This is a genomic window from Microbacterium sp. NPDC055599, assembly GCF_053618975.1.
This window is the reverse complement of record NZ_JBSHIM010000006.1, coordinates 96,129-119,012: the sequence shown is the minus strand read 5'-3', so window position 1 is coordinate 119,012 and position 22,884 is coordinate 96,129. Positions and strand designations below refer to the sequence as shown.

The window sequence follows — 22,884 nt, the reverse complement described above, 5'->3', positions numbered from 1 at the left end:
ATTGTCGACAATCTCCCCCAGACCGTGATGCGTCTGTTACGAACGGAGGCCTCCGGGGCCCGAAGAGCGGAAGATCCGCAGCCTCAGAACGTGTTGGCGCTCTTGGCCAGCAGGCCGCCGTCGCAGACCAGATGGCTGCCCGTGACGTAGGCGCTCTCCGCGCTGAGGAGCCAGAGCACGGCGTCCGCGATCTCCTCCGGCCGCGCCATCCGGCCGAGCGGGATCTGCTCCCTGGCGGACTCCTCGAGCTCGGCGCGACGATCCCGCAGCGCCTCCCCCTCCAGCCCGAAGTAGAGGATGTCAGTGTCCGTCGCCCCGGGGACGACGGCGTTGACACGCACCCCATCCGGTGCCGCATCCAGGGCCGCCGCCCGGACGAACGCCGAGATCCCGCCCTTCGACGCCCCGTAGGCCGTGTTCGCGCCACCCGCGAAGCCCACGAACGCCGACGGCGATGAGACGCAGACCAACGAGCCCCCCGCCCCCCGCGCGCGCCAGTGGTTCAGCGCCGCCCTGGACGTGAGGAACGTGCCGCGCAGGTTCACGGCCATCACGCGGTCCCACGACTCCACGCTGGCCGAGGCGAGCGGCTCACTGACCTCGATGCCCGCATTGGCCACGACGCCCGAGATCTCCGGCAGGCCGTCGGCGACCGCGGCGAAGGCCGCGTCCACCCCACGCTCGTCGCTCACGTCGCACACGAGCGGAAGCACCGAGGCCGCACCGGCCGCCGCCGCCGCCGATGCCGTGTCCGCCAGCGCGCCGTCGTCGATGTCGAGCAGCGCGACATGCCGCCCCTGCGCCGCAGCGCGCAGGGCGATCCCGCGCCCGATTCCGTACGCGGCGCCCGTCACGACGATGGTGCTCACCGGTCGCCCTCCGCGGCGGTGGCCGAGGAGAAGTGCGTGCGGATGTGCTCCGTGATGGCGTCGAGGCCGTGACCGCTGTCCCCGCTCTGCAGCGCGCGGATCAGCTCGCGGTGCTGCTCGGCGACCGCGTGGGAGTCTCCGTAGTAGTTCGCATCCCGGCGGAAGTACGCGCGCACCCGCGGCTGGATCGTGCGCCAGATCTGCAGGCAGTGCTGCTGACCGGACAGGACGACGATCGCCTCGTGGAAACGGATGTCATCGTCGGCGAGCCGGGCGAGGTCCCCCGCCGAGGCCGCCTCGTCCATGCTTTCGATGATGGCGTTCAGCGCCGCGACATCGTCTTCGGTCGCCACCGCCATCGCCTTGTCGAAGGCGAAACGCTCGAGCGCGATGCGGATCGGCACGAGCACGTTCTCGATCTCCTCCTGCGAGACCCCGAGCACCTCGGTTCCGCGATAGGGGTAGGAGACGACGAGCCCTTCCTGCTCGAGCTGTCGGAGCGCTTCACGCACCGGGGCGCGGCTGGTCCCCAGCTGGGCGGCGAGCTCGAGCTCGGTCAGCTTCTGCCCCGGCTCGAGATCCCCGGTGGTGATGGCCTCGCGGAGGATCTCGGCGACGCGCTCGCGACGCGACGCCGCGGGAACGGAAGGCAGGGAAGAGAGAGCGGTCATCCTGTCATCGTACCGATCAAGAGCCGATTGTCGACAAAGTCCATTCGCACCGGACGACCGCGTGGAACACGTCGCCCGCGCCCAGACGCTCCACCGCCCCCGCGGCGAGCGCATCGCCCACGCCCAGACCCGCCGCGGTCGACGGCTCCCACGCGAGGGTGTCCGCCCGCGGCAGCTCCGCCGAGGCGTGGTTGAACCACAGCAGCCAGTGCGGAAGAGTGCCCGCCGCATCCGTCAGGGTGACCGCGCCGCGCGGGCCGACCACCGCGGCCGACGCCCCCCGGGCACTCCGGGCGAGATGCCCGGCGGCACCGTCCGCCCGCGCGGGAACCGCGGCCACCGGCTCCCCCTCGAACACCGCTCGACCCGTGGCGAAACGCTCGCGCGAGAAGCACGGGTGCTCGCCCCACGTGAACGCTCCCGCATCGACGCCCGCGTTCCGCACCGTGGTGGAGACGGTCAGCGCCCGGGCCTCGAGCTCCACGCTCCGCGTCAGCTCCGCGACGCCGCCGTCGAGGAACGGTCCAGCGGCGGTGCACGTCACCCGCGTTTCCGTGTGCTCGACCACCGCCCAGGGCACGCGGGGCGCCCACCCGTGCTGCTGCGTGGTGGCGGTGGGCACGCCCGCAGCGGGGAACATCGGGAACCAGCCGCCGAGAAGGATGTCCTCGTCGAACTCCCGCGCCGACTCCTCCCCCACCACCGGCGACGGGTCGAGCACGCGCGGCGGGCGCCCGTCCGCCCACAGCACATCGCCCGCTCCGTCGTCGAGCTCGTGGATCAGACAGCCGTGCGCCGGCGCGATCGCCACCCGGGCCTCACCCGCCCGCAGGACGTACACGGGCGCGGTGCCCGGTCGCCGATCCGCGCCTTCCCGCAGCACCCTCATCGCGGCACCTCCCCCGGTTCGGCCCTCCCCGCGCTCGCGCGCATCTCCTCGAGCGCTCGCCCGTTGGTCTCCCGGACGCCGAAGAACACCAGGAGGAACGACAGCGCCGCCATCACCGCGTAGAGCGCGTAGCTGCCGGGCAACGAGATGTCGCGCAGGCTCGGGAACGAGAAGTTCAGCGCGACACCCGCGAGCCAGTTCGCCGAGGCGCAGACCGACAGAGCGACGCCGCGGATGCGGTTGGGGAACATCTCCCCCAGCAGCACCCACACCACGGGCCCCCACGACACGGCGAACGCGACCACGAACAGGTTGGCGCCGACCAGCGTGATCGGACCCCACACGCCGTCGAGCTGGGGAGACCCGTCGACGATGCGGGCGGTGGAGAATCCGATGCTCACGATCACGAGACTCACGAACATCCCCACGGAGCCTGTGAGGAGCAGGCGCCGGCGGCCGACGCGATCGATGAGCAGGATGGCGACGACCGTGGCGGCCACGTTGATGAACGAGCTGAGCACCGACAGTCCGAACGCGGCGGACTCCTCGAAGCCCACCGACTCCCACAGCGACGTGGAGTAGTAGAAGATCACGTCGATGCCCACCAGCGCCTGCAGCGCCGCGACCCCGATGCCCACCCACACCACCGGGAGGAGGCCACGGCGTCGGTCGAGCAGATCGCGGAAGCGCCCCGAGTCCTTATGCTGCAGGGTCTCCTCGATCCGGTCGGTGAGCAGACGCGCCTCGGTCGCGTCGACGCGCTGCAGCCGGATGAGCACGCGTCGCGCCGCCTCCGCACGCCCCCGGGCGACCAGATAGCGCGGGGACTCCGGCACGACGAGCGCCAGCACGAGGTAGATCACGGCGGGGACGACCCCGGCGATGAACATCCACCGCCACGCGGGCAGCCCGAGGAACAGCTCAGCGTCCGCACCACCCAGCGCGAGGGCGATCCCGCTGTCGGAGAGCAGCGCGACGAAGATCCCGAGCACGATCGCCATCTGCTGCATCGAGGCCAGGCGCCCGCGCACGTGCGCCGGAGCGATCTCCGAGATGTACAGCGGCCCGAGCACGGTCGCGAACCCGACGGCGACGCCGGTCACCAGCCGCCAGGCCGCGAGATCGAACACTCCCTGCGCCAGACCGCAGCCGATCGCCGCCACGAAGAACACCACGCCGGCGGCGAGCATCGTGCGGGGTCGGCCGATGCGGTCCGCGAGCCAGCCCGCTCCCAGCGCCCCCAGCGCGGCACCCAGCAGGGTGACCGCGACGACGACGCCCAGCCCGACCGCGTCGAGACCGAGGTTCCCCTCGATCGCGGTGACCGCGCCGTTGATCACGGCGGTGTCGAAGCCGAAGAGGAAACCACCGACGGCCGCCGCGACGGCGAAGCCCGTGACGGCCGGCGTCAACCGCCCCGTCTCTCGCGGGCCCGGCGCGGCGGCTCCCTCCGCCCCACGGCGGCTGCGGCGGGTTCCGGCGACGCCGGTCGACGATTCAGCGGACATCTGTTCTCTCCAGTCGGGTTCCAGGGCGGTGCAGGGTGCGGGTGCCGTGCGAGACCACCTGCGTGCCGTTCACCCAGACATGACGGGCGGCCGTGGCGTAGCGCTCCGGCAGCACGAAGGTGTCGGTGTCGCGGAGCAGCTGCCGATCCCACAGGACCAGGTCGGCGAAGGCGCCCTCGGCCACGCGACCGCGGTCGCGGAGACCGAAGTGCTGCGCGACGGCACCCGTCATCTTGTGCACGGCGTGCTCCAGCGTCAGCGTTCCGGCGCGCAGGGCGTGATGGCTCAGGAAGTGCTGGGAGCCGTGGAAGAACAGCGGATGCGGGGTCCGCGCACCCAGCACCCCGTCACGGCGAGAGGTGAAGCCGTCGACACCGAGCAGGAAGCGCTCGTGGCTCACGGCCTCGGCGACGTGGTCAGGCTCGAACAGCGCGCCCATGAACTGCACGGCCCCTAGGTCGCCGCCCGCCGCCGCCATCACGTCGAAGTACGCGTCCCACTCGTCCGTGCCGTTGGCCGCGGCGATCTCGGGGAAGATCATGCCCTCCCACTCCGGGGTGGCGGGGCTCACGGCCAGCCGCACGCGCTCCCACTGGCCCCGGTGCACGAAGCGCCAGTAGCGATCGGAGTCCGCGCGCACCCTCGCCCGCACCCGGGGGTCGCGCAGCGCCTCCGCCGCGACGGCCTCTCCCTCGGCGAGCAGCCACTCGGGCAACAGGCCGGCGGCGAGCCCGATGCCGTCGGGATAGGGGGTCATGTCCGCCAGCACGTCGACCCCGGAGCGCCGCTCGCGCTCCAGCCGCGTCACCGCTTCCGTCCACGCGCCGTCCGCCGCCCCGGTGCCGTGCCGCACGTTGAGGTGCGACAGCTGCGCGCGCAGGTCGCCGGCGTGCACGACGCGGAAGAACTCGTCGACGGCCTTCCCGAGCGCCGCATCCCTGTTGCGGATGTGACTGGCGTACATCGCACGGTAGCGACCGGCGACGCGCGCGAGCGCCTCCAGTTCCGGGGTCTCGGCCGCGCGTCCCGCCCCATACTCGAGGCCGGAACTGAAGCCGAGCGCTCCCGCCTCCAGCGCCTCGTGCAGGTGCCGCTCCATCGCGCGGACGAGATCTCCTTCCGTGCGCTCGGCGGCGCGGCGCAGCCCGGTGTGCCCGACGAACCAGGCGAGGTTCTGCGCGGTGCCTCCACGGTGCACGACGTCGAGCAGCTCGGCGAACGAGCGCCACCCGACCTCACCGTCGTAGCCGAAGGCGGCGAGCGCACGACGCGCGGTCTCCTCATCCCCCGCAGCGACCGGGGCGTAGGTGACACCGCAGTTCCCCACGACCTCCGTGGTCACGCCCTGATGCACCGTGCTCAGGGCGTCACGGTTGCCGAGGATCGACCAGTCGCTGTGACTGTGCGGGTCGATCAGCCCGGGGGTGAGCAGCAGCCCGGTGGCGTCGAACTCCTCGCGCGCCGGGGTTGCGTCGGCACGGCCCACCACGACGATGCGGTCGCCGACGATACCGACGTCCGCCGAGAACGGTGCAGCACCGGAGCCGTCGACGACGCTCGCCCCGCGAATGAGCAGGTCGATCACGGGGTCAGAGCACCTTCCCGAGGAACGCGCGCGCCCGCTCGGTCTGCGCGTTCGACAGCAGCTCGTGCGGGGAGCCGCTCTCGACGATCCGCCCGTCGTCCATGTAGATCACCCGGTCGGCGACCTCGCGCGCGAATCCGATCTCGTGCGTGACGACGACCATCGTCATCCCTTCCGCGGCGAGCCCCTTCATCACCGACAGCACCTCGCCGACGATCTCGGGGTCGAGTGCGGAGGTCGGCTCGTCGAACAGCATCACCCGGGGTTGCATGGCGAGGGCGCGCGCGATCGCGACGCGCTGGGCCTGACCTCCGGACAGGTTGCCCGGGAAGGAGTCGGCCTTCGCGGCCAGCCCCACCTTCGCCAGCAGCGCGTCCGCACGCTCGCGCGCGTCCGCGGCGTTCAGTCCGAGCACCTTGCGCGGGGCGAGCGTGACGTTCTCGCGGGCGGTGAGATGGGGGAAGAGGTTGAACTGCTGGAACACCATCCCCACGTCCCGGCGCACGGCGGCGAGATCCGCTCGGCGCTCCTTCGCCGTGAGGACGTGACCGTTCACCTCGATGCTGCCGTGGCTGGGCGTCTCGAGACCGTTCATGCAGCGCAAGAGCGTGCTCTTGCCGGAACCGGAGGCCCCGATGATGCACACCACCTCGCCCTCGGCGACGTCGCAGCTGATTCCGTGGAGCACTTCGGTGGAGCCGAAGCTGAGTCGCAGGTCGGTGACAGTGATCATTTCGAGTCTCCTCGTGAGGGGGCGAGCGCGTCTTCGACCCGGGGGGCCGGCGCGTGGATGGTGAGTCGCCGCTCGTACCGCCGTCCGGCGACGGAAAGGGCGAAGCAGATGACGAAGTAGACCGCGCCCACCACCACGTAGGCGAGGATGGGCTGGCCGGTCTGCGAGGCGACGATGTTTCCGGCGCGCGTGAGCTCGATCAGACCGATCACGGCCACCAGGGAGCTGTCCTTGATCAGCACCACGAGGAAGCCGATGCCGGGCGGCACCATGATGCGCGCGGCCTGCGGCATCACCACGAAGCGCAGTTGCTGGGGCCACGACAGGCCGAGAGCCTGCGCGGCCTCGAACTGTCCGCGCGGGATGGCCTGGATGCTGCCGCGAACGATCTCGCTGATGTAGGCCGAGGCGAAGATCGTGAGCGCGATGATCGCGGCCCAGTAGTCGGGAACGTTGCTGCCCGGCGACAGCAGCGGCAGGGCGAAGTAGACGAAGAAGATGATCAGCAGCACGGGAACGCCGCGGATCGCACCCACCCAGATCGCGCTGACCCACCGCAGCGGGGCGAACGGGCTCGCCGCGAGGACGCCGGACACGATGCCGACAGCCCCCCCGAGCAGGACAGCGAGCAGACAGATCTGGAGGGTCACGAACGCGCCCTGCAGGATCAGGAGCAGGTCGGGGAGATCGAACGACGTGAACATCAGGCCACCTTCCAGCGGATGCCGCGCGTCTCGATGAGTCGGGACGCGCCCGCGATCAGGAAGGCGACGATGAAGTAGAGGAGTCCCCCGACGACGAAGGTCTCGATGGTGCGGAAGGTGCTCGTCGTGATGCCCATCATCACGTGCATGAGCTCCGGCACGGCCACGATCGAGGCGATCGACGAGGCCAGGAAGAGCAGGATCACCTGGTTGGTCAGCGACGGGAGCACGTTGCGCAGGGCCGGCACAAGGCGCACGTGGAAGAACGTGGTGCGCCGCGCGAGCCCGAGCGCGTCCGCCGCCTCGATCTGCCCCTTCGGGATCGCTTCGAAGCCGGCGCGATAGATCTCCGCGAGATAGGCGGAGTTGTTGACGCTGAGCGCGATGACGCCTGCCGTGACGGGATCGAAGTTCACGCCGACGGACGGCAGGGCGAAATAGATGAGGTACAGCTGCAGCAGCAGCGGGGTGTTGCGGATGACCTCGACGTAGGTGGCACCGATCGACCGGAGGACGACGTGACGCGACGCCCGCAGCAGGTACACCCCGACGCCGAGGGGCGAGCCGATCAGCACCGCCGCGAGCGTGATGAGCACGCTGATGCCGAGTCCGGTGAGGAGCTCGGGGGCATAGGGGATCAGGTCCCCGAAGAACAGTTGCATGAGTTTTCCGTTCCGGCTGCCCCACCCGGCGGGCGGGGCAGCCGAGGGGTCGCTACTTGATCAGTTCGGGGACGTCGGTGCCGAGCCACGTGTTGTACGAGTCGTTCGCGGCGTCGCTGATGTTGTAGTTGAGGATGAAGTTGTTGACGTAGTTCAGCCACAGCTGGTCGCCCTGCTTGAGTCCCATGGACACCACGGAGGGGCTCAGCTGCGGGGCGTCGACGATCACGAACTCGTCCCCGGAGTCGGCGAGGATGCCCTGCGCCACGGAATTGCTCTCCATGAGCGCGTCGACCTTGTTGCTGCGCAGCGCCTGGATCGAGTCGGCGACGGCTTCGAAGAGGCTCGCGTTCGCCTCGGGGAACCGGTTCTCGAGGATGGTCGCCGGCACGCTCCCGCGGGTGGCGGCGACGGTGCGTCCGGCGAGGTCGTCGTAGGAGGTGATGTCGCTGCCCGCCGGCACGAGCACGACCTGACCCTCGGCGGCATACGCGCGGGACATCGCGACCTTCTGCGCGCGCTCGTCCAGGTTGGTGAGCGCGGCGATGACGATGTCGACCTTGCCGGTCTCCAGCAGGGGGATGCGGTTGGCGTTGGTGGTGGAGACGTACTCGATCTTCGCACCGAGGGAGTCGGCGAGCGCCTGCGCGGCGTCGATGTCGAAGCCCTCGTACTCGCCCGAGCTCTTCATGACCCCGTAGGGCGGGGCGTCGGCGAACACGCCGACCACGAGCGTCTTCTTCTCGAGGACGGTGGTGAGGGTGCTCCCCTGCGTCCCCGCTGCCGGGCTGCCGCTCGAGGTGCACGCGGAGAGGGCGAGGGCGGCGGTCGCGGCGACGGCCACGCCGGCCAGGATGCGCGTCAACTTCATTGTGATGCCTTTCGGGTTCGGGCCTCCGGCGCTGCCGTCGTGCACAACGCTGTGAGTCGCTGATCGCACCGCTGCTGGGTGCAGAAACAGACATTACCGATGGATTGCCCTGTTGTCGACAATCGACTATCTTCAGTTCTCGGAAGGGGCTCCCTTTCCCTCATCACGGTTGGAAGGTCTTCATGCGCATCACCCGAATCGACACGTGCGGCCTGCGGGGTGCGACACCCGAGGGCGGGTGGTCGCACGAACTGCAGCCGGACGACATCGTCCACACCCTCGTCGCGGTCCACACCGACGACGGCACCGTGGGCATCGGCAGCGCCTTCACCACCGAAAGCCTCGTGCGGGGCGCGATCGACCTGCTGTCCCCGCACCTCATCGGCGAGAACCCGCTCGAGGTGGAGCGCCTCACCGAGACGCTCCACCAGACCGCCTTCTGGATGGGGCGCGGTGGCTCCCTCACCCACGCGACGAGCGCGATCGACATCGCCCTGTGGGACATCGCAGGGAAGGCCTCCGCCCAGCCGGTCGGGCGACTGCTCGGCGGACGTTACCGCGACCGCGTGCGCCCCTACGCCTCGGTGCTGATGGACGAGGCGGGCCCCATGACCGAGAACCTCGAAGACCTGGTCGCGAGCGGGTTCTCCGCGTTCAAGATCGGCTGGTGGAGGTTCGGGCGCGTCGACGCCGCGACCGACGAGGCCACCGTCGCCGCGGCGAGGGCGGCGGTGGGCGATCGCCTGCTGGCGGTCGACGCCGGCGGCTCGGAGGCGTTCTTCCCCGGCGACGTCGCCTGGGCGAAGCGCACCGCCCGGATGCTGGCCGACTACGACGTCGCCTGGTTCGAGGAGGCGCTCGCCCCCGACAACCTCGACGGATTCACGGAGCTGCGCGCGACGTCGCCGGTGCGGATCTCGGGGGGCGAGGTGCTCACCCGGCGCCAGAGCTTCGAGCCGTACCTCGACCGGCACGCGTTCGACATCGTGCAACCCGACACCACGAAGGGAGGCGGCCTCAGCGAGTCGCGTCGGATCGGCTGGGCCGCCCAAGACCGCGGCATCCGCCTGATCCCGCACGGCTGGAACACGGGAATCGGCCTCGCGGCGGACCTGCAGCTCGCCTCGGCCCTCTCCTCGACCGACCTCGTGGAGTACAAGACCGGCTCGGCATACGTCGACGACCTGATCCGCGGCGGCTGGACGCTGGACGCCGAGGGGTTCCTCGACATCCCGGCCGACCCCGGGCTCGGTGTGACCCTCGACGAGGATGCGCTCGCCCGCTACGGCACCCGACCGGACTTCGCCGTCCCTGCGGCGTGACAGCCCCGCCCACTCGATCACCGGAGACCCGCCCATGCGCACCACCCCCTCGGCCACCCTCACCCGCACCGGCGTGATGGCCGTGCTCCGCGCGCCAGACGCCCGACTGTACGAGCCGGTGGTAGAGACCCTCGCCGACAGCGGGATCCGGTGCATCGAGCTGACACTGACGACCCCCGGCACCCTCGCGGTGCTGCCGCAGCTCATCGCGGCAGCACCCGAGGCGGAGATCGGGGTCGGCACCGTATTAGAGGAGCGGGACGCCCGTGACGCGGTCGACGCCGGAGCGCGCTTCCTCGTCTCCCCCGGAGTCGTGACGGAGGTGGCGGAGGTCGCGGTCTCGGCTGGGGTGCCCGTCTACCCCGGCGCGGTGACTCCGACCGAGGTGAACGCCGCGTGGAGGCTCGGCGCGGCCGCGGTGAAGATCTTCCCCGCCGCGACCGTCGGCCCCGGATTCATCGGACAGCTCGCCGGCCCCTACCCCGGTGTGCTCACGATGCCGTCCGGGGGCGTCGCGCTCGACGACATCCCCGCGTGGATCGCCGCGGGGTGCGTCGCCGTGAGTCTGGGCGGACCGCTGCTGGGCGATGCGTTCGCCGGGGGGAGCCTGTCCGCGCTCGGCGACCGGGCCGCGCGGGCGCTCGCGGCGGTCGAGCGTGGACGCCGTCCGTGACGTCGCTGCACCCGCACGTCGTAACGGTCGGCGAGACCATGGGCCTCGTCACGAACGACCGACCGGGACCCCTCGACGCCGCGCGCGCACACTCCCTCAGTTTCGGGGGCGCGGAGAGCAACGTCGCGATCACCCTGGCGCGCCTCGGCGGGCGGGCGACGTGGGTGAGTCGGCTCGGCGACGACCCGCTCGGAGACCTGGTCGTGCGGGAGTTGCGGGCGGAGGGCGTAGCCGTGCACGCGGAACGCGACCCCGATCGTCCCACCGGACTGATGCACAAACATCGCCGGACGACCGCGATGGCGACCGTGACCTTCTGGCGCCGCGACAGCGCCGCATCCCGCCTCTCCCCCGCCGATCTGCCGGACGGACTGCTCGCGACGGCGGATGTCGTTCACCTGACCGGCATCCTGCCCGGCCTCGGCCCGGATTCCGGTGACTGCGCCGTGACCGCGGCGCGCAGGGCGCTCGCCGCGGGAGCCGCCGTCTCCTTCGACGTGAACCACCGCGAGGCGGTGTGGCACGGGCGGGACGCGCGCGCCACCTACCTCCGGCTTGCGGCGCTCGCCGATGTGGTGTTCGCCGGGGAGGACGAGGCGGCGCTCCTGGTGGGCGAGGGGACTCCGCTCCAGCTGGCTCAGCGGCTCCGCGACCTCGGGCCGCGCGAGGTGGTGATCAAGCGCGGAGCCCAGGGGGCCTTCGCGCTCGATGAGTGCGGCGGTCACGACGTGCCCGCGGTCACCGTGGACGTGGTCGACACCGTGGGGGCCGGCGACGCCTTCGTGGCGGGTTACCTCAGCCTCTGGGGCAACACCGCCACGACGCTCGACCGACTCCGGCGGGCCGCGGCCGTCGGGGCCTTCGCGTGCATGTCCCTGGGCGACTGGGAGGGCTCGCCCACCGCCGCCGAGCTCGCGCGCCTGGGCGCTGAGGAGGGCGTGCTGCGCTGAGGCTCCGCGGTGCGCGGCAGGGGCGATCCGGCGCCGATCCCGCCCCGCCCAGGCTCAGGCTCCGGCGAGGAAGGAGCCGAGGGCGTCGAGGAGGCTGCGCGTCCCCGCTTCCCGGCCGGGCCCGCCGTCCCAGAAGCGGTCGAGGAAGACCCCGTGCTCGGTGTGGGTGAAGCGCGTGCCGAGGTCGACCGCCTCGAACTCCAGGGACGCGACCGAGGTCGACATGTGCTCCCCGTCCAGCCACATGTCGTACGCGGTGACGATCCGCACCCGGTCGACGATGTCGGTGTAGGTGGCCACGTACCGCGACACGGGTCCGTCGTGGAACCGCCCCTCGTGGACGTCGCGCCCGCCGACGCGGAAGTCGAACGCCCACTCCCGCTCTTCGATGGCGTCCGCGTCGCCCCACCATCCGCGTTTCTGGTCCTCGTCCGCGAAGGCGGCCCACACCCGGTCGAGCGGCGCGGGGTAGTCGCGGGTGAGGGTGAATCCGGAGTGTGCGAGCCGGTGCTCCGTCGTCATCGCAGTGTCCTATCGCGTCAGGGTGACGTGGACGACGCCGCTCTCGGCCGCTTCCGTCGTCACGGTGTAGGTGTTCTCGAAGCCGGTCAGGTCGTCCCACAGGCGGTATCCGCGGCCGAGGAAGAGCGGCGCGACCAGGAGGTGCAGGTCGTCGACGAGTCCCGCGCGCAGGAACGCCTGCGCCGTGCGGTACCCGCCGCCGATGCGCACGTCGAGGTCGCCCGCGGCGTCGGACGCCTCGGCGAGCACGTCCTCGATCGCGGCATCGCGGAAGTGGAACGTGGTGCCGCCGTCCATCGGGATCGACGGGCGGGGCGCGGTGCGGGTGAGCACGTAGACGGGCGTGCCGAACGGCGGGGTGTCGCCCCACCATCCCTTCCAGTCGGGGTCGTCGGGGTGGGAGTGGAGGCCGAACATCCCCGCGCCCATGATCTCGGCGCCGACGCCCTGGAAGAACGCGCGGGCGTAGCGGTCGTCGACACCGGTGGTTCCGGCGCCGCTGGTGTCGCCGAAGATCCTCTCGCGGAACGTGCGGGTGCCCGCGTAGGCCGCGGTGAGGCGCCCCCAGTCCTCCCCCATGGGGCTGTCGGGTGTGAGGTCGGAGGGCGTGTAGCCGTCCAGGGAGGCGAACAGGTCCATGCGGACGCGTGTCATGTCAGTGCTCCTTCGGGGCGGTGCGGGCGAGGTGGATGCCCAGCCGGTCGGCCCTGTGCTCGGCCGGTGTGCGCTGCTGGCCGAGCCAGAGGTGGAGCACGTCGAGGCCGCCGGGGCGCAGGGTGACCGTGCGGACCCTGCCCTGCTTCTCCGACGTGATCACCCCCGCGGCCTCCAGGACTCCGAGGTGCTGCAGCAGCGAGGGCAGCGTCATCGTGAACGGCGCCGCGAGCTCCGAGACGATGGCGGGCGATGAGGCGAGCCTCTCGACGATCGCCCGGCGCGTGGGGTCCGCGAGGGCGCGGAGCACGGCGTCAAGGTCGTCGGGATACTTAGGCATATACCTAAGTATTGGGCGGGGTGCCTCTCCCGTCAAGACCCTTCGCCGACGCCGACAGAGGCGAGCGCCTCGTCCACGACCTTCGCCGGGACACCGATGGCGGTGTGACCGTCTTCGATGTCCCACAGCGTGTTCTGCAGCAGCCGCGCGCGCGTCCACGCGGCGGCGCGGCGGCGATCCAGGTCGAGCATCTCGGTCAGGATGTCGAAGCGGCGGCGCACGAGACCCACGGCGTCGGCCGCCCCGCCGGCACTCCACCGGCTGTCCAGGGCGGGCCAGAGGTCGAATCCGGGATCGCCCACGAGCGGCTCGGGGTCGATCGCCAGCCACGGTGCACGGTCGGCGGCGAGCACAAGGCCTCGCTCTACCGCGACCACTCCTCCAAGACCGCGCTGTACACCGCGGTCGTGCGGCAGTGGGCGGCCGCGGGCCGCGACGCGATGCGCCCGGCGCTCGAACGGCTCGCCGCCGACGACGATGTGCGCCGCGGCCTCACCGAGCTCGCGGAGACCATGCGCGCGGGGATCCTGAGCGAGCCCGTGCTGCGGATGCGACGCCTCGTGATCGCCGAGGCCCCGGCCCACCCCGAGGTCGCGCGGCTCTACCTCGAGGAGAGCTGGAACCGGAACATCCAGAACCTCGCCGACACGCTCGCGCAGCTCCCCGTCGACCGCGGGCTGCAGATCGACGATGCGCACGCCGCGGCCTCCGAGTTCACGTGGCTCGTGATCGGGCCCGCCCTGAACGCGCAACTGCTAGGGGTCGACGAGACGGGCGGCCCAGTGCCCCGCGCGGTGGACGCGTTCCTCGCCCGCTACGGACGGCCCTGACCCGCGCCGTCGGCGTCACCCGACAGGACGAAGGCCCCGCATCCCCATGTTTCCAGGGGAGTCGGGGCCTTCGTGGTGGCGGTGACGGTGGGATTTGAACCCATTGCGTAGGCCCTGAGCCGTGGTCCTTCAGGGCGATATCCGCGCGATTACGGGGAGCGAACGCCCAGCTGCTCCCGCCTGCTCACGTACGGACACAGTTTCCCCTGCACCAAAATGCACCACGGCCGAGAGCCGCATCGTCGACGTTCCGCGCGAGCCGCTCGAGTTCCCGATCGATGGATCCTCACCTCACATACCGCGGCGAGCACGACTGAGGACGAGCATTCTCCACCGTCTCATCGACGACATCTCGAGGGATAGAGTCAATCCTTGCCCACGCCGTCTTCGAGATGAACTAAGTTGCGCTACGACTGGAAATCCTGCTTGATATTCGGCGCTCGCGAATCCGCAAGACCTCGGACTGTAGTCGACTCATGGAGTCTCTCTATCAGCCGGGATGAGCGCGAGGATGAGACGACCGCAGCACGCTCCCGGGTCCAGAGGCCCCTATTCTGGGCGCCTTAGACCCACCGATAGTAGATATCATGTCAACTTAGGTTGACGCCCCGCGTCCCTTAACTCGTCTCACCGACCTCCTCCCCGCCGGCATACACACGCCCCTCGAACCCTTCCGCCGCACCCACGAAGACGCTGGCATCGCCTCACTCGTCGACGGGATCCAGAAGAAGGCCGGCAAAGACGCCCCCGGCCTCGGCCACGGCGGCGTCCGACCCGGCCCGTCCTGGCAGATGAAACGCGGAATGCTCACCCCCCGCGCAACCACTCACTGGGACGAACTCGCACGCGTCCGCGCCTAGACAGGCACCCGGGCTCCTGTCGGTCCGACATCGGGCAAGAAGGTCACAGATTCAACACCCGCTCGCCGGCGTCGTTCTGGGGAGGGTGGGGCGAAGCCCGATGGCAGGGTTTTGGGCTACTTGGAACTCGCACTGGAACTTGTACGAGGAACTTGTACGAGGTACTTCCACGGTACTTATATAGGCAACCGTTGGCAGGGTTTTTAACTGATCACTGCTCAGCCACCAAAAATGCGGAGGTAAGGCACTATGGTTCACATGGAACGCGAACTAGGACACGGCGAACGGGAGACAATCGCCGACATGCTGAAGGCTTCGAAGCGCCCCAGCGGCATGGTGCAGATCCGCAACTCCTTCGTGCAGCGTGGAGTGAGCGGGGCGAGGACCCCTGGCGTGCTTGCTGACATGGTGGCGGCGCACGATCGTGGAGGTCTCGAGCTCTTCCTCCTTCACCGCCTGATGGCTAGCGCGCCGCCGTTCGACGCCGGTAAGGATGCCGGCGTATGGGCCCGCGCGCTCGGGCTCGCAGAGAGCGACCAGAAGATGCACGCGGAGCGTGTGTCTCGTATCTTCTCCCGTCTGGAGAGGAAGTACGCGCTGGTCCGGCGCGATGTGGCCCGACGAGGCGGCAAGATCACATCACTGCTGGAGGACGGCTCTGGGGATCCCTACACCTCCCCCAAGAAGCACTACTTTCGACTCCCTTTCGCCTACTGGACCGAGGACTGGTACCGCATCCTGAACATGCCAGCCAAGTCCGTGCTCTTGATCGGGCTATCTCAGCGCCCTGGCTTCGTCATCCCACCGAGCCAGGTGAAGTCCTGGTACGGGATATCCGACGACACCTGGGCCACCGGCATCGCGAGGCTGCGCAGAGAGAAGCTGCTCACGAGCAAGGTCGGTCGGCAGCGGAACTGGTTGAAAGGTAGCGCCTACAACAACGACGTCGAATACACCCTTCGGGCGCCGTTCAACACCCAAGAACTCCCCGGATTCAAGGAGGAACCCTGACATGAACGGTTAGCGCGTATCACACAAAATCATCGCTGTCAACCCCATCTGCTATGATGGTAGAAGAAGAATCGCGCGACGGCGCTCCCCCGGACACGGGTGAGCGCCCGGTGCTACCAACACCGAGCGCTCAAATCCGAAACGTGACCCGAAAGGCCACTTCAATGAGCAATCATACCCCCGCAGCGACTCCCGAGCCTGCAAGTAATCACAGCGTCAACGTCACGGTGAATGTCAACACCGATCCCACCTCCGTGGCACCCCTCCCCCAGCGGCTGTCTGCCAGCGTTCTCGGATACGTGCTCCTCGGAGTCGTCGTCCTTGGGTTCATCGTCGGTCAGATGGTCGTGGGCGGTGTGATCACCATCGCCGTCCCGTGACGACAGGAGTTCGCGCCCGATGTCGTCGGGCGCGAATATCCTGTGAACGTGGAATAGACAGAAGCGAGGTCTCGTGAATGGGCGTACCTGAGAGCAGCTTCGCCGTCGCGGCGTTCATCGTGCTCGCCCTCCCGGGATTCATCTACGGATGGGTTCGGCGGTGGTTGCGCGGCGAGTACGCGCATGATCGGGACGTCGGACTGGCCGTGGCTCGGGGAGCAGCTTTCGCGGTTGCCCTCACGTCGATCTATCTGGTGATGTTCGGTGAGCTTCTGATCACCGGGGTCAGCTTCGGGCCGGACTCCGATGCTCTGAGCATCCGAGACCCGCGTGGAGTCGGCCTGACCGTTCTGGTGCTGTATGTCATCGTCCCCTTCCTTCTCAGCACGCTGTCTCAGCTGAACCACATCGGCTGGCGCCCGCCGGCGTGGCTGAAGCGTGCTCCTGAGTGGGTCGTGAAGTGTTTCAGCTGGATGCGAGTACCGCATTCGAAGCACGGATACAGCTCGGTCCCGACAGCATGGGACTACGCCGTGACAAACAATCAGGCAGGGTGGGTGTCGGTCCGCCGCTCCGATGGCAGTTGGGTCGGAGGCTGGTATTCAGGCGAGTCGTTCGTTTCGACCTACCCCGAGAAGCCCAGCATCTATATTCACCGCCAGCACGCGATGACCGACAAGGGCGAGTTCGGCGACGAGTTGCCCGACAGCGGCGTGCTGGTCATGATCAGCGACGGCGACTCGGTCCACTGGACACGTGAACCCGTCCCAGAGACGCAGAAAGGAGGTAGAAATGGCTAACGACAAGACCCCTCGCGGCTTTCAGTACATGGTGCCGAACCGCGACAGCGTGATCGAGCACGGGCAGCAGCCTACGGCGATCGTGCGGCCCTCGACCCCGCCGCCCCGTATCCCTAACGGCGGCGTCGGCGTCCCCAAGAAGAGCTGATCCCCCTTGGGGGGCGGCGCTCCTAACCGAACACGCCTCCCCACGGGTTACCGACGAGCCCCTCCCTCATCTCGTGGGCCGTCGCGGTGCCCGAGTGCGGGTTACGGCAGCCCAGCCGGCGCTTCTACCCCGCGGCCGAATCTTGTGAAATGACCACCGGGTCCGCTCCAATAGGTGCGGACCGAGAGGATCTGCCAGCCGTCGGGGATCTGCTGTGCGAGGGCGGCCCGGCTGTCGGCTTCGATTTCGCGGATGCCGTCCATACGGCGGAGAGTGCCGGTAGCTTTCATCGCTGCTTGAACGCGAACCGCTGCCCACGCTTCCGACGAGGCACTTCCTCGGGCATGACCGAATCGACGACCATCCGCCGATGGATATCCGAGAGCGGGATCATCAGTGACTGAGATGCTCACTCATCGCGAAGCTGCCAAGCGCGTCCGTCACACGATCCGCGCAAAGAACCGATGGCGGAAAGCCGGCATGCCCATGACTTGGGAGACCCGACAAGGTCAGCGCGTTCGGGTCGTCGACCAAGAAGTGCTACTGGCATACTGGCGTGATCGGGTCCGGTACACATGCGCGCGACGCTGAGACTGTGCCAACATCGCAGCATGCCCACCGACGACCTCGATCGAATCTTCGCCGCCCTTGAGGCGGGCCCCTCAGTTACGGACTGGATCTCAGCGATAGCGACGCTTCTCACAGCGTTCATCGCAATCGGAGCTCTCTTCTATGCCGCGGGGCAGATCAAGGAGGCCAAAGCTGCTCGGCTACTTGCCAGCGATCTGGAGGTGAAGCGCGCACAGCCGTACGTCGTCCTGTACACCGAACAATCCGCCGCAACGAACCTCGCAATCGACCTCGTGATTAAGAACTTCGGGCCCACCGCAGCCACGGATGTCCGCGTCGTACTGGATCCTTGGCCAGAACGCGCCGGTCGATCCGACGACGGCGCGCGTGTCGGCATCCCCACCTTCCCCGTGCTCGCACCCGGGCAAGAATGGCGAACCTCATGGGTGTGGACGCCCGACCGCGAGCGATCCGAACTTCCTGCTCGTCACGAGGGTTTCGTGACCTTCCTCGGGATCGACGACGAGGAGTTTACGTCGCCGGTGGTCCTCGACCTCGGCATCTACACGCACCGCGAATGGATCGAGGTGCGCGGCATCCACGACGCGGCGCAAGCGCTCCGAGACATCCGTGACAACCAGAAGAAATGGACGGAAGATCTTCACGGCAGCCTCAGCGTCGTGACTCGCGACGGAGCGGCGAAGGACGAGCGGGAGCGGAACCGCATGGAGGAGGTGCGCGCCCGGCGTGCAGCTCGCGCTACGACGCCTCCAGAGCAAGCCGAGGAGTCGCCCGTGATCAAGACCGAATAATCGAGCTGACAAGGAAGTGCTGTCACCCCAGACTCGCACAACCTCGACCACTACTTCATCGTCTCCGAGCACTACGAGATGCAGTCCGACCCCGACAACTTCGACCACTCGCACACCTCTGCAACCAGCAGCACGGCGCCGGCGCACTCACACTCGGCGAACAGATGCCCGCCTGGGGGTGATCAGTCGGGGTCGCGCACGAGGGCGAGAAACGCTCGCCCAAGCTTCGAAACTGTGTCCGGACGCGTCCCGTCACCCGTGTTCGTGAGTCCTATAGTCACGGGCTGCGTGCGCACGAGCAAGCCATCGTTCCGCAGGTCGTTGAACGCCGGCATCAACAACCCATGCGGGTCGCCAACCGCTCTTTGGACGAAGAGGTCACGCATAACCCCATCCTGCTTCCCATCTACGACAGGGAACGACGCCTCCATCGAGACAAACGGCGCGGAGGGGCGCGGCCACTTCCAGCGCGCGCACATGCAACTCGCTGTACCGGTCAAGTAGGCGCACGAACAGCGCAGCCCGAATCTCGTCGACGTTATTGATGTGTGTGTTGAGGACGGCGTTCCGCAGGCGTCGTAGCTTGTCGGGGTCGGCCGTCGCCTTCGACGCGAGAAACGCGCTACTCAGCACAGCCATGAACCGTTCCGAGGACGCGAGGCTCTCGATGTCAGGGAGGCGACTCCTGCTCTGCAGCTCAGCGATATCAGTAGCGAACCCGTCCAGAATCCTCGACGTACGCTTCTGCTCCGCGGACTCGATCGGTGCAAGCAGAGCGCGACTGAACAACGACCCCAAGGGCAATGTCTCGAGTACCGCCGCTACTGTCTGCGCGGCGGCGAACTCGACCGCATCCTTTTTCGACTCCTTCATGGCGTCAATTTACCGGGTGCTTGACTCCCGCCATCGCTCGAGCCCCCGCCCCTCGAAACTTTAAGAACCTGGCCGGGGAGGACCACAGTAGGGATTCGACGACGTCCAAATGCGCATCCGGACGATGGGTGAGGAGAGTCGGTGCGCGGTGCGCTTGGAGGCGCAATGCCGCTCGCGTTGAACAAGGGGTGATCAATCCCGCGACGGCAGTCGCCTGGTTAACGACCCGCTCTCGGATCTCGTCTGAGCAGTTCCCGCTGCGTGACCCGTCGCTGGCGCGTTCCGGCTGCTCGACGACAGATCCGGTCCCGCGCGGAGCGCAGATCTCACTTCAACTTCTGGCCTATTGGGCGCGATAAAACCCCTTATCCGAACTATCCGCACGAGCCCCTTCGAGACGTGTTGATCTGCATTCGAGCGTCTCGGATCCGCGAAGGTGGCGCCCGCCGCTGTCGACAGTTGGCGTTGACCTCGGCGAACCTATAGTTCGCCAGCGAGCGTGGAACCGAGACGTAGCTTCGTCGGTCTCGGTGGTCCGTGGCCCAGACACACCCCACCACTACCCTTGAAGTATGGTTTCATTCTCCGAGCGGCATGGTTACAAGAAGGTCCGTTCCGTCGTTCAGCGCGAAAGCCTCGATGACGCGACACGACTCGAACTGTGGAATCTTCTTGCGGTCCTGCCGAAGGAGTTCGGCAAGTGGTACCAGGACCCGACTGAACACGGCGTCCTCGAAGCCATGTGGCTCTGGTACTTCAACCAGGCTCGTGACGAAATGCCGTCCGATGGTGTCGTTTGGAAGCTGATCAAAGAGGCCGTGCTTACTCGGGACTGGAATGAGGTGTTCGATCTCCTCGAACAGTTCATGAAGCACTGGGACCGTTTGCAGACCTCGAAGTCCGAGGGACTCAAGGGAGCGTTCCTGAAAGCCTTGAACACGCGGTTCGAATCCGAGCTCGTCGGGTATCGGTTCATCGGGCTAGAGATAACGCCAGTGGACTCGAAGGCCGAGAGCGAAGCGATTGTCGCCGCAATGTCAGACTCCGTGTCCATTGCTGGAGCGCGTCACGCGCTGGACCGCGCGGTTGAGTTGCTCGCCGACCGGCAGACACCCGACTATCCAAACTCGATCAAGGAGTCGATTTCAGCCGTCGAAGCGGTCGTCAAGAAGGTCACCGGGGAGGGCACGCTCGGGGCGGGACTGAACAAGCTAGAAGCGGCGGGTTTGAAGATCCACCCGGCGCTCAGGGGAGCGTGGTCCAAGATGTACGGGTGGACCTCAGACGAGGACGGCATTCGCCACGCTGGAATCGACGCCGCCGAGGTAGATCAAGCGCTCGCGAAGTACGCCCTGGTGACGTGCTCCGCGTTCGTGTCCTACCTCATCGAAGAGGACGCAAGGTCGGCCTGCTCGCCTAGGTTTCCAATACGAGCGCCCACCCCTGCCGCAAGCTAATCCGACTCCGAGGAATCCCAGTGGGGCTCGATCACGTCATCGGAGAGCTCTTCAAACATGAAAAACGGCGGTAAGAACTCGGTTCGCACGCCAGGAAGAAGCGCAGGTAGCTCATCGCGTGATTCAACTGGCTCCAGCTCGAACATTCCTAGCGGGGTTTGCCCGGTGTCGTCGTCGTAGGTCAAGAATGCCTTGATCCCATCAAGCACCTCATCCGGAACATCCACCACCAACGGGATCGTTGTCACAAGCAAGTCCGCCATACGCACTTTGCTCTGGGTCTTGCCCGTGCCGGAACGTTCGGGGAGATCGACAGTCACGCGACCAGTTCGGGAGCCGACGATTGCCTGCGCCACCTCCGCTGCGCCGCCGAACGTCGCGGAAACTCCGCGGAGGTTCTCGTTGCTGATTGCGCCTTCATCGTTTTTCACGCTGATGTGATCCGGCCCGGAGTGAATCGTGACCTCGACCAAGTCTGTATCTCTTGCACGATCGATGAAGGCGTCCACGGAGACCGCCGCCGCTTCCTCATCTTCCACATCATTGAGATCCGTCTTGGCGCTGCCGACGACGGCGAACAGCTTCGGTGCCTCAAAAGTGATGTGGCGACCGCGCTTGCTCCAACCGAAACGCCCCCGCAAGTCGGTCGCATTGAGCCCAAGAGGGTCCGGCTTGATGATCGTTGCGCGAGCCGAGATTACATCTAGATTCGCCTGGATGAGGCTCTCGACATTCCCCGGGGCCTCTGCGAAGTCGAGGCTCTCCAGGTCGGCAAGTGTCAGCCCGCGCCCTACTCGTCGCCAAAAATCGCGATCGGCCGTCCGCATGTACTTGACCAGATAACTCAGGGACTCGGAGTTCAGCTTCCCCGACACGTCGGCCTCGCCGGGGAATGTCGACAGTGACCCCTCGCTACCCTCCCAAACCGCTTGCAGAACGCGGTTCATGCGCCACGCCTGCTGACCCTGCAAACGATCGCTGAGCGCCTCGACCGCCGAGGCCGTCCCCTCGGTCTCCACCTGCGCAGCGGCAGCGAAGCCATGTTGCACCACATCAGCCAGGTCAACTGCTTCGTCACCGACGAATGATCCACGCCCGCCTTGAGCGAGCGCGTTGCTGAGCATGTTCGCTGTTGAATCAGACTTTTTGCGGTCGATCAGCTTCTCAAGTGCCGCGGGCTCAGTGAACATCGCGTCACTGTTGGCGATCACCTCGTTCACTTGCGTCTTCGCCTCGATCGACTCGGCCTCGGTGAGGCCAAAAATCAGTGGGTCAGCCGAGTCAATGAGCGCTACATCGTCCACAAGTGCCTCAAGGTCGTACGCCATGCGGAGGTAAACACGGCGGGTGCGCGCGTCGGGCCACGTCATGATGAAGTCTGGGGCAAAGGTGTGATTGAAGTAGTCGGTGCGCTTGATTCGCGCCGTGGCGTCGAGCGCCGTCAGCTCCTTCGCCACGGCATTCTTCACCCGGAGGATGGACTCGCTCGGCGACGGGTCGAACAGACCGTCGTGAATTAGCGCGGCGAAAACGGACGAGTCAGCCATTAGTCGCCTCTCTCCGCCTCGTACTTGTCGATGACCCCTCGATGCTCGCCCGAGATGACAAGCGTCTCTTGCTTCTCCGAGAGGATGATCAACCATAGTTTGCTTGCCACCGCCGACACTACGTCGAGATCGACCATCGCCTCCGCCTTCGCCTCGTCAGGCTCGCCAAATACGCGCTCGCGGTGCTTGATGACGTGCTTCTTCACATAGTCGGCCGTGGTGAGGATCGGCCACTTCGTGATGTCGTGAGGGCTCCATGCAATCCACATGAAGTGATCACAAAAGCCTGGCTTGTCGAGGTGCGCAACATAGCACTGCGCGAGGAACTTTGAGTAGTGGTCACGAAGGTCGTGAGGCTCTGAGTAGTTCTTCGACTCGGCAAAGAACACCTGCCCGTCGAACTCGCCGTACTTAAGGACGCCTCCGAGGTCGAACGAAAAGTTCTGGTTCCCATGGGGCCACGCGAATGTCAACTTAGGAACGGCGGGCTTGTCGGGGTTCACCCAGTTCGCGCTGACGCGTGTGGTCGATTCCAGCCACCGCTTTGCCCGGCGCGCACCGTCCGCTCCTTTGGCCTGAGCCGACTCCCCCTCGATTCGGGTCATGAACGGTACATTAGCGAACTCTCAGCGACCGGTCGGTC

27 protein-coding genes are annotated in these 22,884 nt (G+C 67.6%); 11 read left to right on the top strand and 16 right to left on the bottom strand.

Features of this window, described 5'->3' with window-relative positions:
* Positions 1-83: 83 nt before the first annotated feature.
* Genes ACWGQ1_RS07470 through ACWGQ1_RS07430 form a run of 9 tightly spaced genes read right to left on the bottom strand, consistent with a single transcriptional unit; the run spans position 84 to position 8,492 of the window.
* Positions 84-869: an SDR family oxidoreductase gene (locus ACWGQ1_RS07470; RefSeq protein WP_452312684.1), complete on the bottom strand. Its 786-nt coding sequence runs from the start codon at positions 867-869 to the stop codon at positions 84-86.
* A complete protein-coding gene (locus tag ACWGQ1_RS07465) occupies positions 866-1,540 on the bottom strand; it encodes an FCD domain-containing protein (RefSeq protein WP_452312683.1) in 675 nt (224 codons plus the stop codon). Before ACWGQ1_RS07465 ends, ACWGQ1_RS07470 begins: the two co-directional genes overlap by 4 nt.
* A gap of 16 nt (positions 1,541-1,556) precedes the next feature.
* Positions 1,557-2,429 carry a hypothetical protein gene (locus ACWGQ1_RS07460; RefSeq protein ID WP_452312682.1) on the bottom strand — a complete coding sequence of 291 codons (873 nt, stop codon included), beginning with the start codon at positions 2,427-2,429 and terminating at the stop codon, positions 1,557-1,559.
* Complete coding sequence (locus tag ACWGQ1_RS07455) at positions 2,426-3,937, bottom strand: sugar porter family MFS transporter (RefSeq protein ID WP_452312681.1); 1,512 nt, start codon at positions 3,935-3,937, stop codon at positions 2,426-2,428. Before ACWGQ1_RS07455 ends, ACWGQ1_RS07460 begins: the two co-directional genes overlap by 4 nt.
* A complete protein-coding gene (locus ACWGQ1_RS07450) occupies positions 3,927-5,522 on the bottom strand; it encodes an amidohydrolase family protein (protein ID WP_452312680.1) in 1,596 nt (531 codons plus the stop codon). Before ACWGQ1_RS07450 ends, ACWGQ1_RS07455 begins: the two co-directional genes overlap by 11 nt.
* 4 nt (positions 5,523-5,526) lie before the next feature.
* Positions 5,527-6,255, bottom strand: a complete 729-nt coding sequence (locus ACWGQ1_RS07445; protein ID WP_452312679.1) for an ATP-binding cassette domain-containing protein — start codon at positions 6,253-6,255, stop codon at positions 5,527-5,529.
* A complete protein-coding gene (locus ACWGQ1_RS07440; protein WP_452312678.1) occupies positions 6,252-6,959 on the bottom strand; it encodes an ABC transporter permease subunit in 708 nt (235 codons plus the stop codon). The genes ACWGQ1_RS07445 and ACWGQ1_RS07440 overlap by 4 nt, the downstream gene beginning before the upstream one ends.
* A complete protein-coding gene (locus ACWGQ1_RS07435; RefSeq protein ID WP_452312677.1) occupies positions 6,959-7,621 on the bottom strand; it encodes an ABC transporter permease subunit in 663 nt (220 codons plus the stop codon). Before ACWGQ1_RS07435 ends, ACWGQ1_RS07440 begins: the two co-directional genes overlap by 1 nt.
* A gap of 52 nt (positions 7,622-7,673) precedes the next feature.
* A complete protein-coding gene (locus tag ACWGQ1_RS07430; RefSeq protein WP_452312676.1) occupies positions 7,674-8,492 on the bottom strand; it encodes a transporter substrate-binding domain-containing protein in 819 nt (272 codons plus the stop codon).
* 182 nt (positions 8,493-8,674) lie between these two features.
* Here ACWGQ1_RS07430 and ACWGQ1_RS07425 point away from each other — a divergent pair, with 182 nt between their 5' ends.
* The 3 genes from ACWGQ1_RS07425 to ACWGQ1_RS07415 are packed head-to-tail and all read left to right on the top strand — an operon-like array spanning position 8,675 to position 11,437.
* Positions 8,675-9,814 carry an enolase C-terminal domain-like protein gene (locus ACWGQ1_RS07425; protein WP_452312675.1) on the top strand — a complete coding sequence of 380 codons (1,140 nt, stop codon included), beginning with the start codon at positions 8,675-8,677 and terminating at the stop codon, positions 9,812-9,814.
* A gap of 34 nt (positions 9,815-9,848) precedes the next feature.
* Positions 9,849-10,487 carry a bifunctional 4-hydroxy-2-oxoglutarate aldolase/2-dehydro-3-deoxy-phosphogluconate aldolase gene (locus ACWGQ1_RS07420; protein ID WP_452312674.1) on the top strand — a complete coding sequence of 213 codons (639 nt, stop codon included), beginning with the start codon at positions 9,849-9,851 and terminating at the stop codon, positions 10,485-10,487.
* The gene (locus tag ACWGQ1_RS07415; protein ID WP_452312673.1) at positions 10,484-11,437 is read left to right on the top strand and encodes a PfkB family carbohydrate kinase; all 954 of its coding nucleotides are present in this window, start codon (positions 10,484-10,486) and stop codon (positions 11,435-11,437) included. Before ACWGQ1_RS07420 ends, ACWGQ1_RS07415 begins: the two co-directional genes overlap by 4 nt.
* Positions 11,438-11,491: 54 nt before the next feature.
* Here ACWGQ1_RS07415 and ACWGQ1_RS07410 read toward each other — a convergent pair whose 3' ends face one another.
* The 4 genes from ACWGQ1_RS07410 to ACWGQ1_RS07395 are packed head-to-tail and all read right to left on the bottom strand — an operon-like array spanning position 11,492 to position 13,369.
* Positions 11,492-11,959: an SRPBCC domain-containing protein gene (locus tag ACWGQ1_RS07410; RefSeq protein WP_452312672.1), complete on the bottom strand. Its 468-nt coding sequence runs from the start codon at positions 11,957-11,959 to the stop codon at positions 11,492-11,494.
* Between the two features lie 9 nt (positions 11,960-11,968).
* Positions 11,969-12,613 carry a dihydrofolate reductase family protein gene (locus ACWGQ1_RS07405; protein WP_206252730.1) on the bottom strand — a complete coding sequence of 215 codons (645 nt, stop codon included), beginning with the start codon at positions 12,611-12,613 and terminating at the stop codon, positions 11,969-11,971.
* A gap of 1 nt (position 12,614) precedes the next feature.
* Positions 12,615-12,953: an ArsR/SmtB family transcription factor gene (locus ACWGQ1_RS07400; protein WP_136035516.1), complete on the bottom strand. Its 339-nt coding sequence runs from the start codon at positions 12,951-12,953 to the stop codon at positions 12,615-12,617.
* A gap of 32 nt (positions 12,954-12,985) precedes the next feature.
* Positions 12,986-13,369 (bottom strand): aminoglycoside phosphotransferase family protein, encoded by a 384-nt coding sequence (locus ACWGQ1_RS07395; protein WP_452312737.1) that lies wholly within the window; start codon positions 13,367-13,369, stop codon positions 12,986-12,988.
* On the opposite strand from ACWGQ1_RS07395, the gene ACWGQ1_RS07390 reads away from it, so the two are divergent.
* From ACWGQ1_RS07390 to ACWGQ1_RS07360, 7 genes are all read left to right on the top strand, one after another.
* Positions 13,361-13,783: a TetR/AcrR family transcriptional regulator C-terminal domain-containing protein gene (locus ACWGQ1_RS07390; RefSeq protein WP_452312671.1), complete on the top strand. Its 423-nt coding sequence runs from the start codon at positions 13,361-13,363 to the stop codon at positions 13,781-13,783. The two genes, ACWGQ1_RS07395 and ACWGQ1_RS07390, sit on opposite strands and share 9 nt — an antisense overlap.
* 650 nt (positions 13,784-14,433) lie before the next feature.
* Entirely contained in the window at positions 14,434-14,643 is a 210-nt protein-coding gene (locus ACWGQ1_RS07385) for a DUF4113 domain-containing protein (protein ID WP_452312736.1), read from the top strand.
* A gap of 258 nt (positions 14,644-14,901) precedes the next feature.
* Positions 14,902-15,654, top strand: coding sequence for a hypothetical protein (locus ACWGQ1_RS07380; protein WP_452312670.1), 753 nt, complete (start codon positions 14,902-14,904; stop codon positions 15,652-15,654).
* A gap of 254 nt (positions 15,655-15,908) precedes the next feature.
* Complete coding sequence (locus tag ACWGQ1_RS07375; protein ID WP_452312669.1) at positions 15,909-16,034, top strand: hypothetical protein; 126 nt, start codon at positions 15,909-15,911, stop codon at positions 16,032-16,034.
* A gap of 77 nt (positions 16,035-16,111) precedes the next feature.
* Positions 16,112-16,834: a DUF6338 family protein gene (locus ACWGQ1_RS07370; protein ID WP_452312668.1), complete on the top strand. Its 723-nt coding sequence runs from the start codon at positions 16,112-16,114 to the stop codon at positions 16,832-16,834.
* Positions 16,827-16,982 (top strand): hypothetical protein, encoded by a 156-nt coding sequence (locus tag ACWGQ1_RS07365; RefSeq protein WP_452312667.1) that lies wholly within the window; start codon positions 16,827-16,829, stop codon positions 16,980-16,982. The genes ACWGQ1_RS07370 and ACWGQ1_RS07365 overlap by 8 nt, the downstream gene beginning before the upstream one ends.
* Positions 16,983-17,593: 611 nt before the next feature.
* Positions 17,594-18,364: a hypothetical protein gene (locus ACWGQ1_RS07360; protein ID WP_452312666.1), complete on the top strand. Its 771-nt coding sequence runs from the start codon at positions 17,594-17,596 to the stop codon at positions 18,362-18,364.
* A gap of 378 nt (positions 18,365-18,742) precedes the next feature.
* Here ACWGQ1_RS07360 and ACWGQ1_RS07355 read toward each other — a convergent pair whose 3' ends face one another.
* Positions 18,743-19,237, bottom strand: a complete 495-nt coding sequence (locus tag ACWGQ1_RS07355) for a hypothetical protein (protein WP_452312665.1) — start codon at positions 19,235-19,237, stop codon at positions 18,743-18,745.
* A gap of 572 nt (positions 19,238-19,809) precedes the next feature.
* Between ACWGQ1_RS07355 and ACWGQ1_RS07350 the strand changes: the two genes are divergently transcribed.
* Positions 19,810-20,694 (top strand): AbiJ-NTD4 domain-containing protein, encoded by an 885-nt coding sequence (locus ACWGQ1_RS07350; protein ID WP_452312664.1) that lies wholly within the window; start codon positions 19,810-19,812, stop codon positions 20,692-20,694.
* On the opposite strand, the gene ACWGQ1_RS07345 is transcribed toward ACWGQ1_RS07350, so the two are convergent.
* Both ACWGQ1_RS07345 and ACWGQ1_RS07340 read right to left on the bottom strand, forming a co-directional pair.
* Entirely contained in the window at positions 20,691-22,241 is a 1,551-nt protein-coding gene (locus tag ACWGQ1_RS07345; protein WP_452312663.1) for a hypothetical protein, read from the bottom strand. The genes ACWGQ1_RS07350 and ACWGQ1_RS07345 overlap by 4 nt on opposite strands.
* A complete protein-coding gene (locus ACWGQ1_RS07340) occupies positions 22,241-22,846 on the bottom strand; it encodes a hypothetical protein (protein WP_452312662.1) in 606 nt (201 codons plus the stop codon). The genes ACWGQ1_RS07345 and ACWGQ1_RS07340 overlap by 1 nt, the downstream gene beginning before the upstream one ends.
* Between the last annotated feature and the right edge of the window lie 38 nt (positions 22,847-22,884).

What these genes read in the sequence shown, in the direction of transcription:
- ACWGQ1_RS07465 (WP_452312683.1), bottom strand. Translation starts at nt 1,540, where the DNA reads ATGACCGCTCTCTCTTCCCTGCCTTCCGTTCCCGCGGCGTCGCGTCGC.
- ACWGQ1_RS07460 (WP_452312682.1), bottom strand. Translation starts at nt 2,429, where the DNA reads ATGAGGGTGCTGCGGGAAGGCGCGGATCGGCGACCGGGCACCGCGCCC.
- ACWGQ1_RS07455 (WP_452312681.1), bottom strand. Translation starts at nt 3,937, where the DNA reads ATGTCCGCTGAATCGTCGACCGGCGTCGCCGGAACCCGCCGCAGCCGC.
- ACWGQ1_RS07445 (WP_452312679.1), bottom strand. Translation starts at nt 6,255, where the DNA reads ATGATCACTGTCACCGACCTGCGACTCAGCTTCGGCTCCACCGAAGTG.
- ACWGQ1_RS07440 (WP_452312678.1), bottom strand. Translation starts at nt 6,959, where the DNA reads ATGTTCACGTCGTTCGATCTCCCCGACCTGCTCCTGATCCTGCAGGGC.
- ACWGQ1_RS07435 (WP_452312677.1), bottom strand. Translation starts at nt 7,621, where the DNA reads ATGCAACTGTTCTTCGGGGACCTGATCCCCTATGCCCCCGAGCTCCTC.
- ACWGQ1_RS07430 (WP_452312676.1), bottom strand. Translation starts at nt 8,492, where the DNA reads ATGAAGTTGACGCGCATCCTGGCCGGCGTGGCCGTCGCCGCGACCGCC.
- ACWGQ1_RS07425 (WP_452312675.1), top strand. Translation starts at nt 8,675, where the DNA reads ATGCGCATCACCCGAATCGACACGTGCGGCCTGCGGGGTGCGACACCC.
- ACWGQ1_RS07420 (WP_452312674.1), top strand. Translation starts at nt 9,849, where the DNA reads ATGCGCACCACCCCCTCGGCCACCCTCACCCGCACCGGCGTGATGGCC.
- ACWGQ1_RS07410 (WP_452312672.1), bottom strand. Translation starts at nt 11,959, where the DNA reads ATGACGACGGAGCACCGGCTCGCACACTCCGGATTCACCCTCACCCGC.
- ACWGQ1_RS07405 (WP_206252730.1), bottom strand. Translation starts at nt 12,613, where the DNA reads ATGACACGCGTCCGCATGGACCTGTTCGCCTCCCTGGACGGCTACACG.
- ACWGQ1_RS07400 (WP_136035516.1), bottom strand. Translation starts at nt 12,953, where the DNA reads ATGCCTAAGTATCCCGACGACCTTGACGCCGTGCTCCGCGCCCTCGCG.
- ACWGQ1_RS07380 (WP_452312670.1), top strand. Translation starts at nt 14,902, where the DNA reads ATGGAACGCGAACTAGGACACGGCGAACGGGAGACAATCGCCGACATG.
- ACWGQ1_RS07370 (WP_452312668.1), top strand. Translation starts at nt 16,112, where the DNA reads ATGGGCGTACCTGAGAGCAGCTTCGCCGTCGCGGCGTTCATCGTGCTC.
- ACWGQ1_RS07365 (WP_452312667.1), top strand. Translation starts at nt 16,827, where the DNA reads ATGGCTAACGACAAGACCCCTCGCGGCTTTCAGTACATGGTGCCGAAC.
- ACWGQ1_RS07360 (WP_452312666.1), top strand. Translation starts at nt 17,594, where the DNA reads ATGCCCACCGACGACCTCGATCGAATCTTCGCCGCCCTTGAGGCGGGC.
- ACWGQ1_RS07355 (WP_452312665.1), bottom strand. Translation starts at nt 19,237, where the DNA reads ATGAAGGAGTCGAAAAAGGATGCGGTCGAGTTCGCCGCCGCGCAGACA.
- ACWGQ1_RS07350 (WP_452312664.1), top strand. Translation starts at nt 19,810, where the DNA reads ATGGTTTCATTCTCCGAGCGGCATGGTTACAAGAAGGTCCGTTCCGTC.
- ACWGQ1_RS07345 (WP_452312663.1), bottom strand. Translation starts at nt 22,241, where the DNA reads ATGGCTGACTCGTCCGTTTTCGCCGCGCTAATTCACGACGGTCTGTTC.
- ACWGQ1_RS07340 (WP_452312662.1), bottom strand. Translation starts at nt 22,846, where the DNA reads ATGACCCGAATCGAGGGGGAGTCGGCTCAGGCCAAAGGAGCGGACGGT.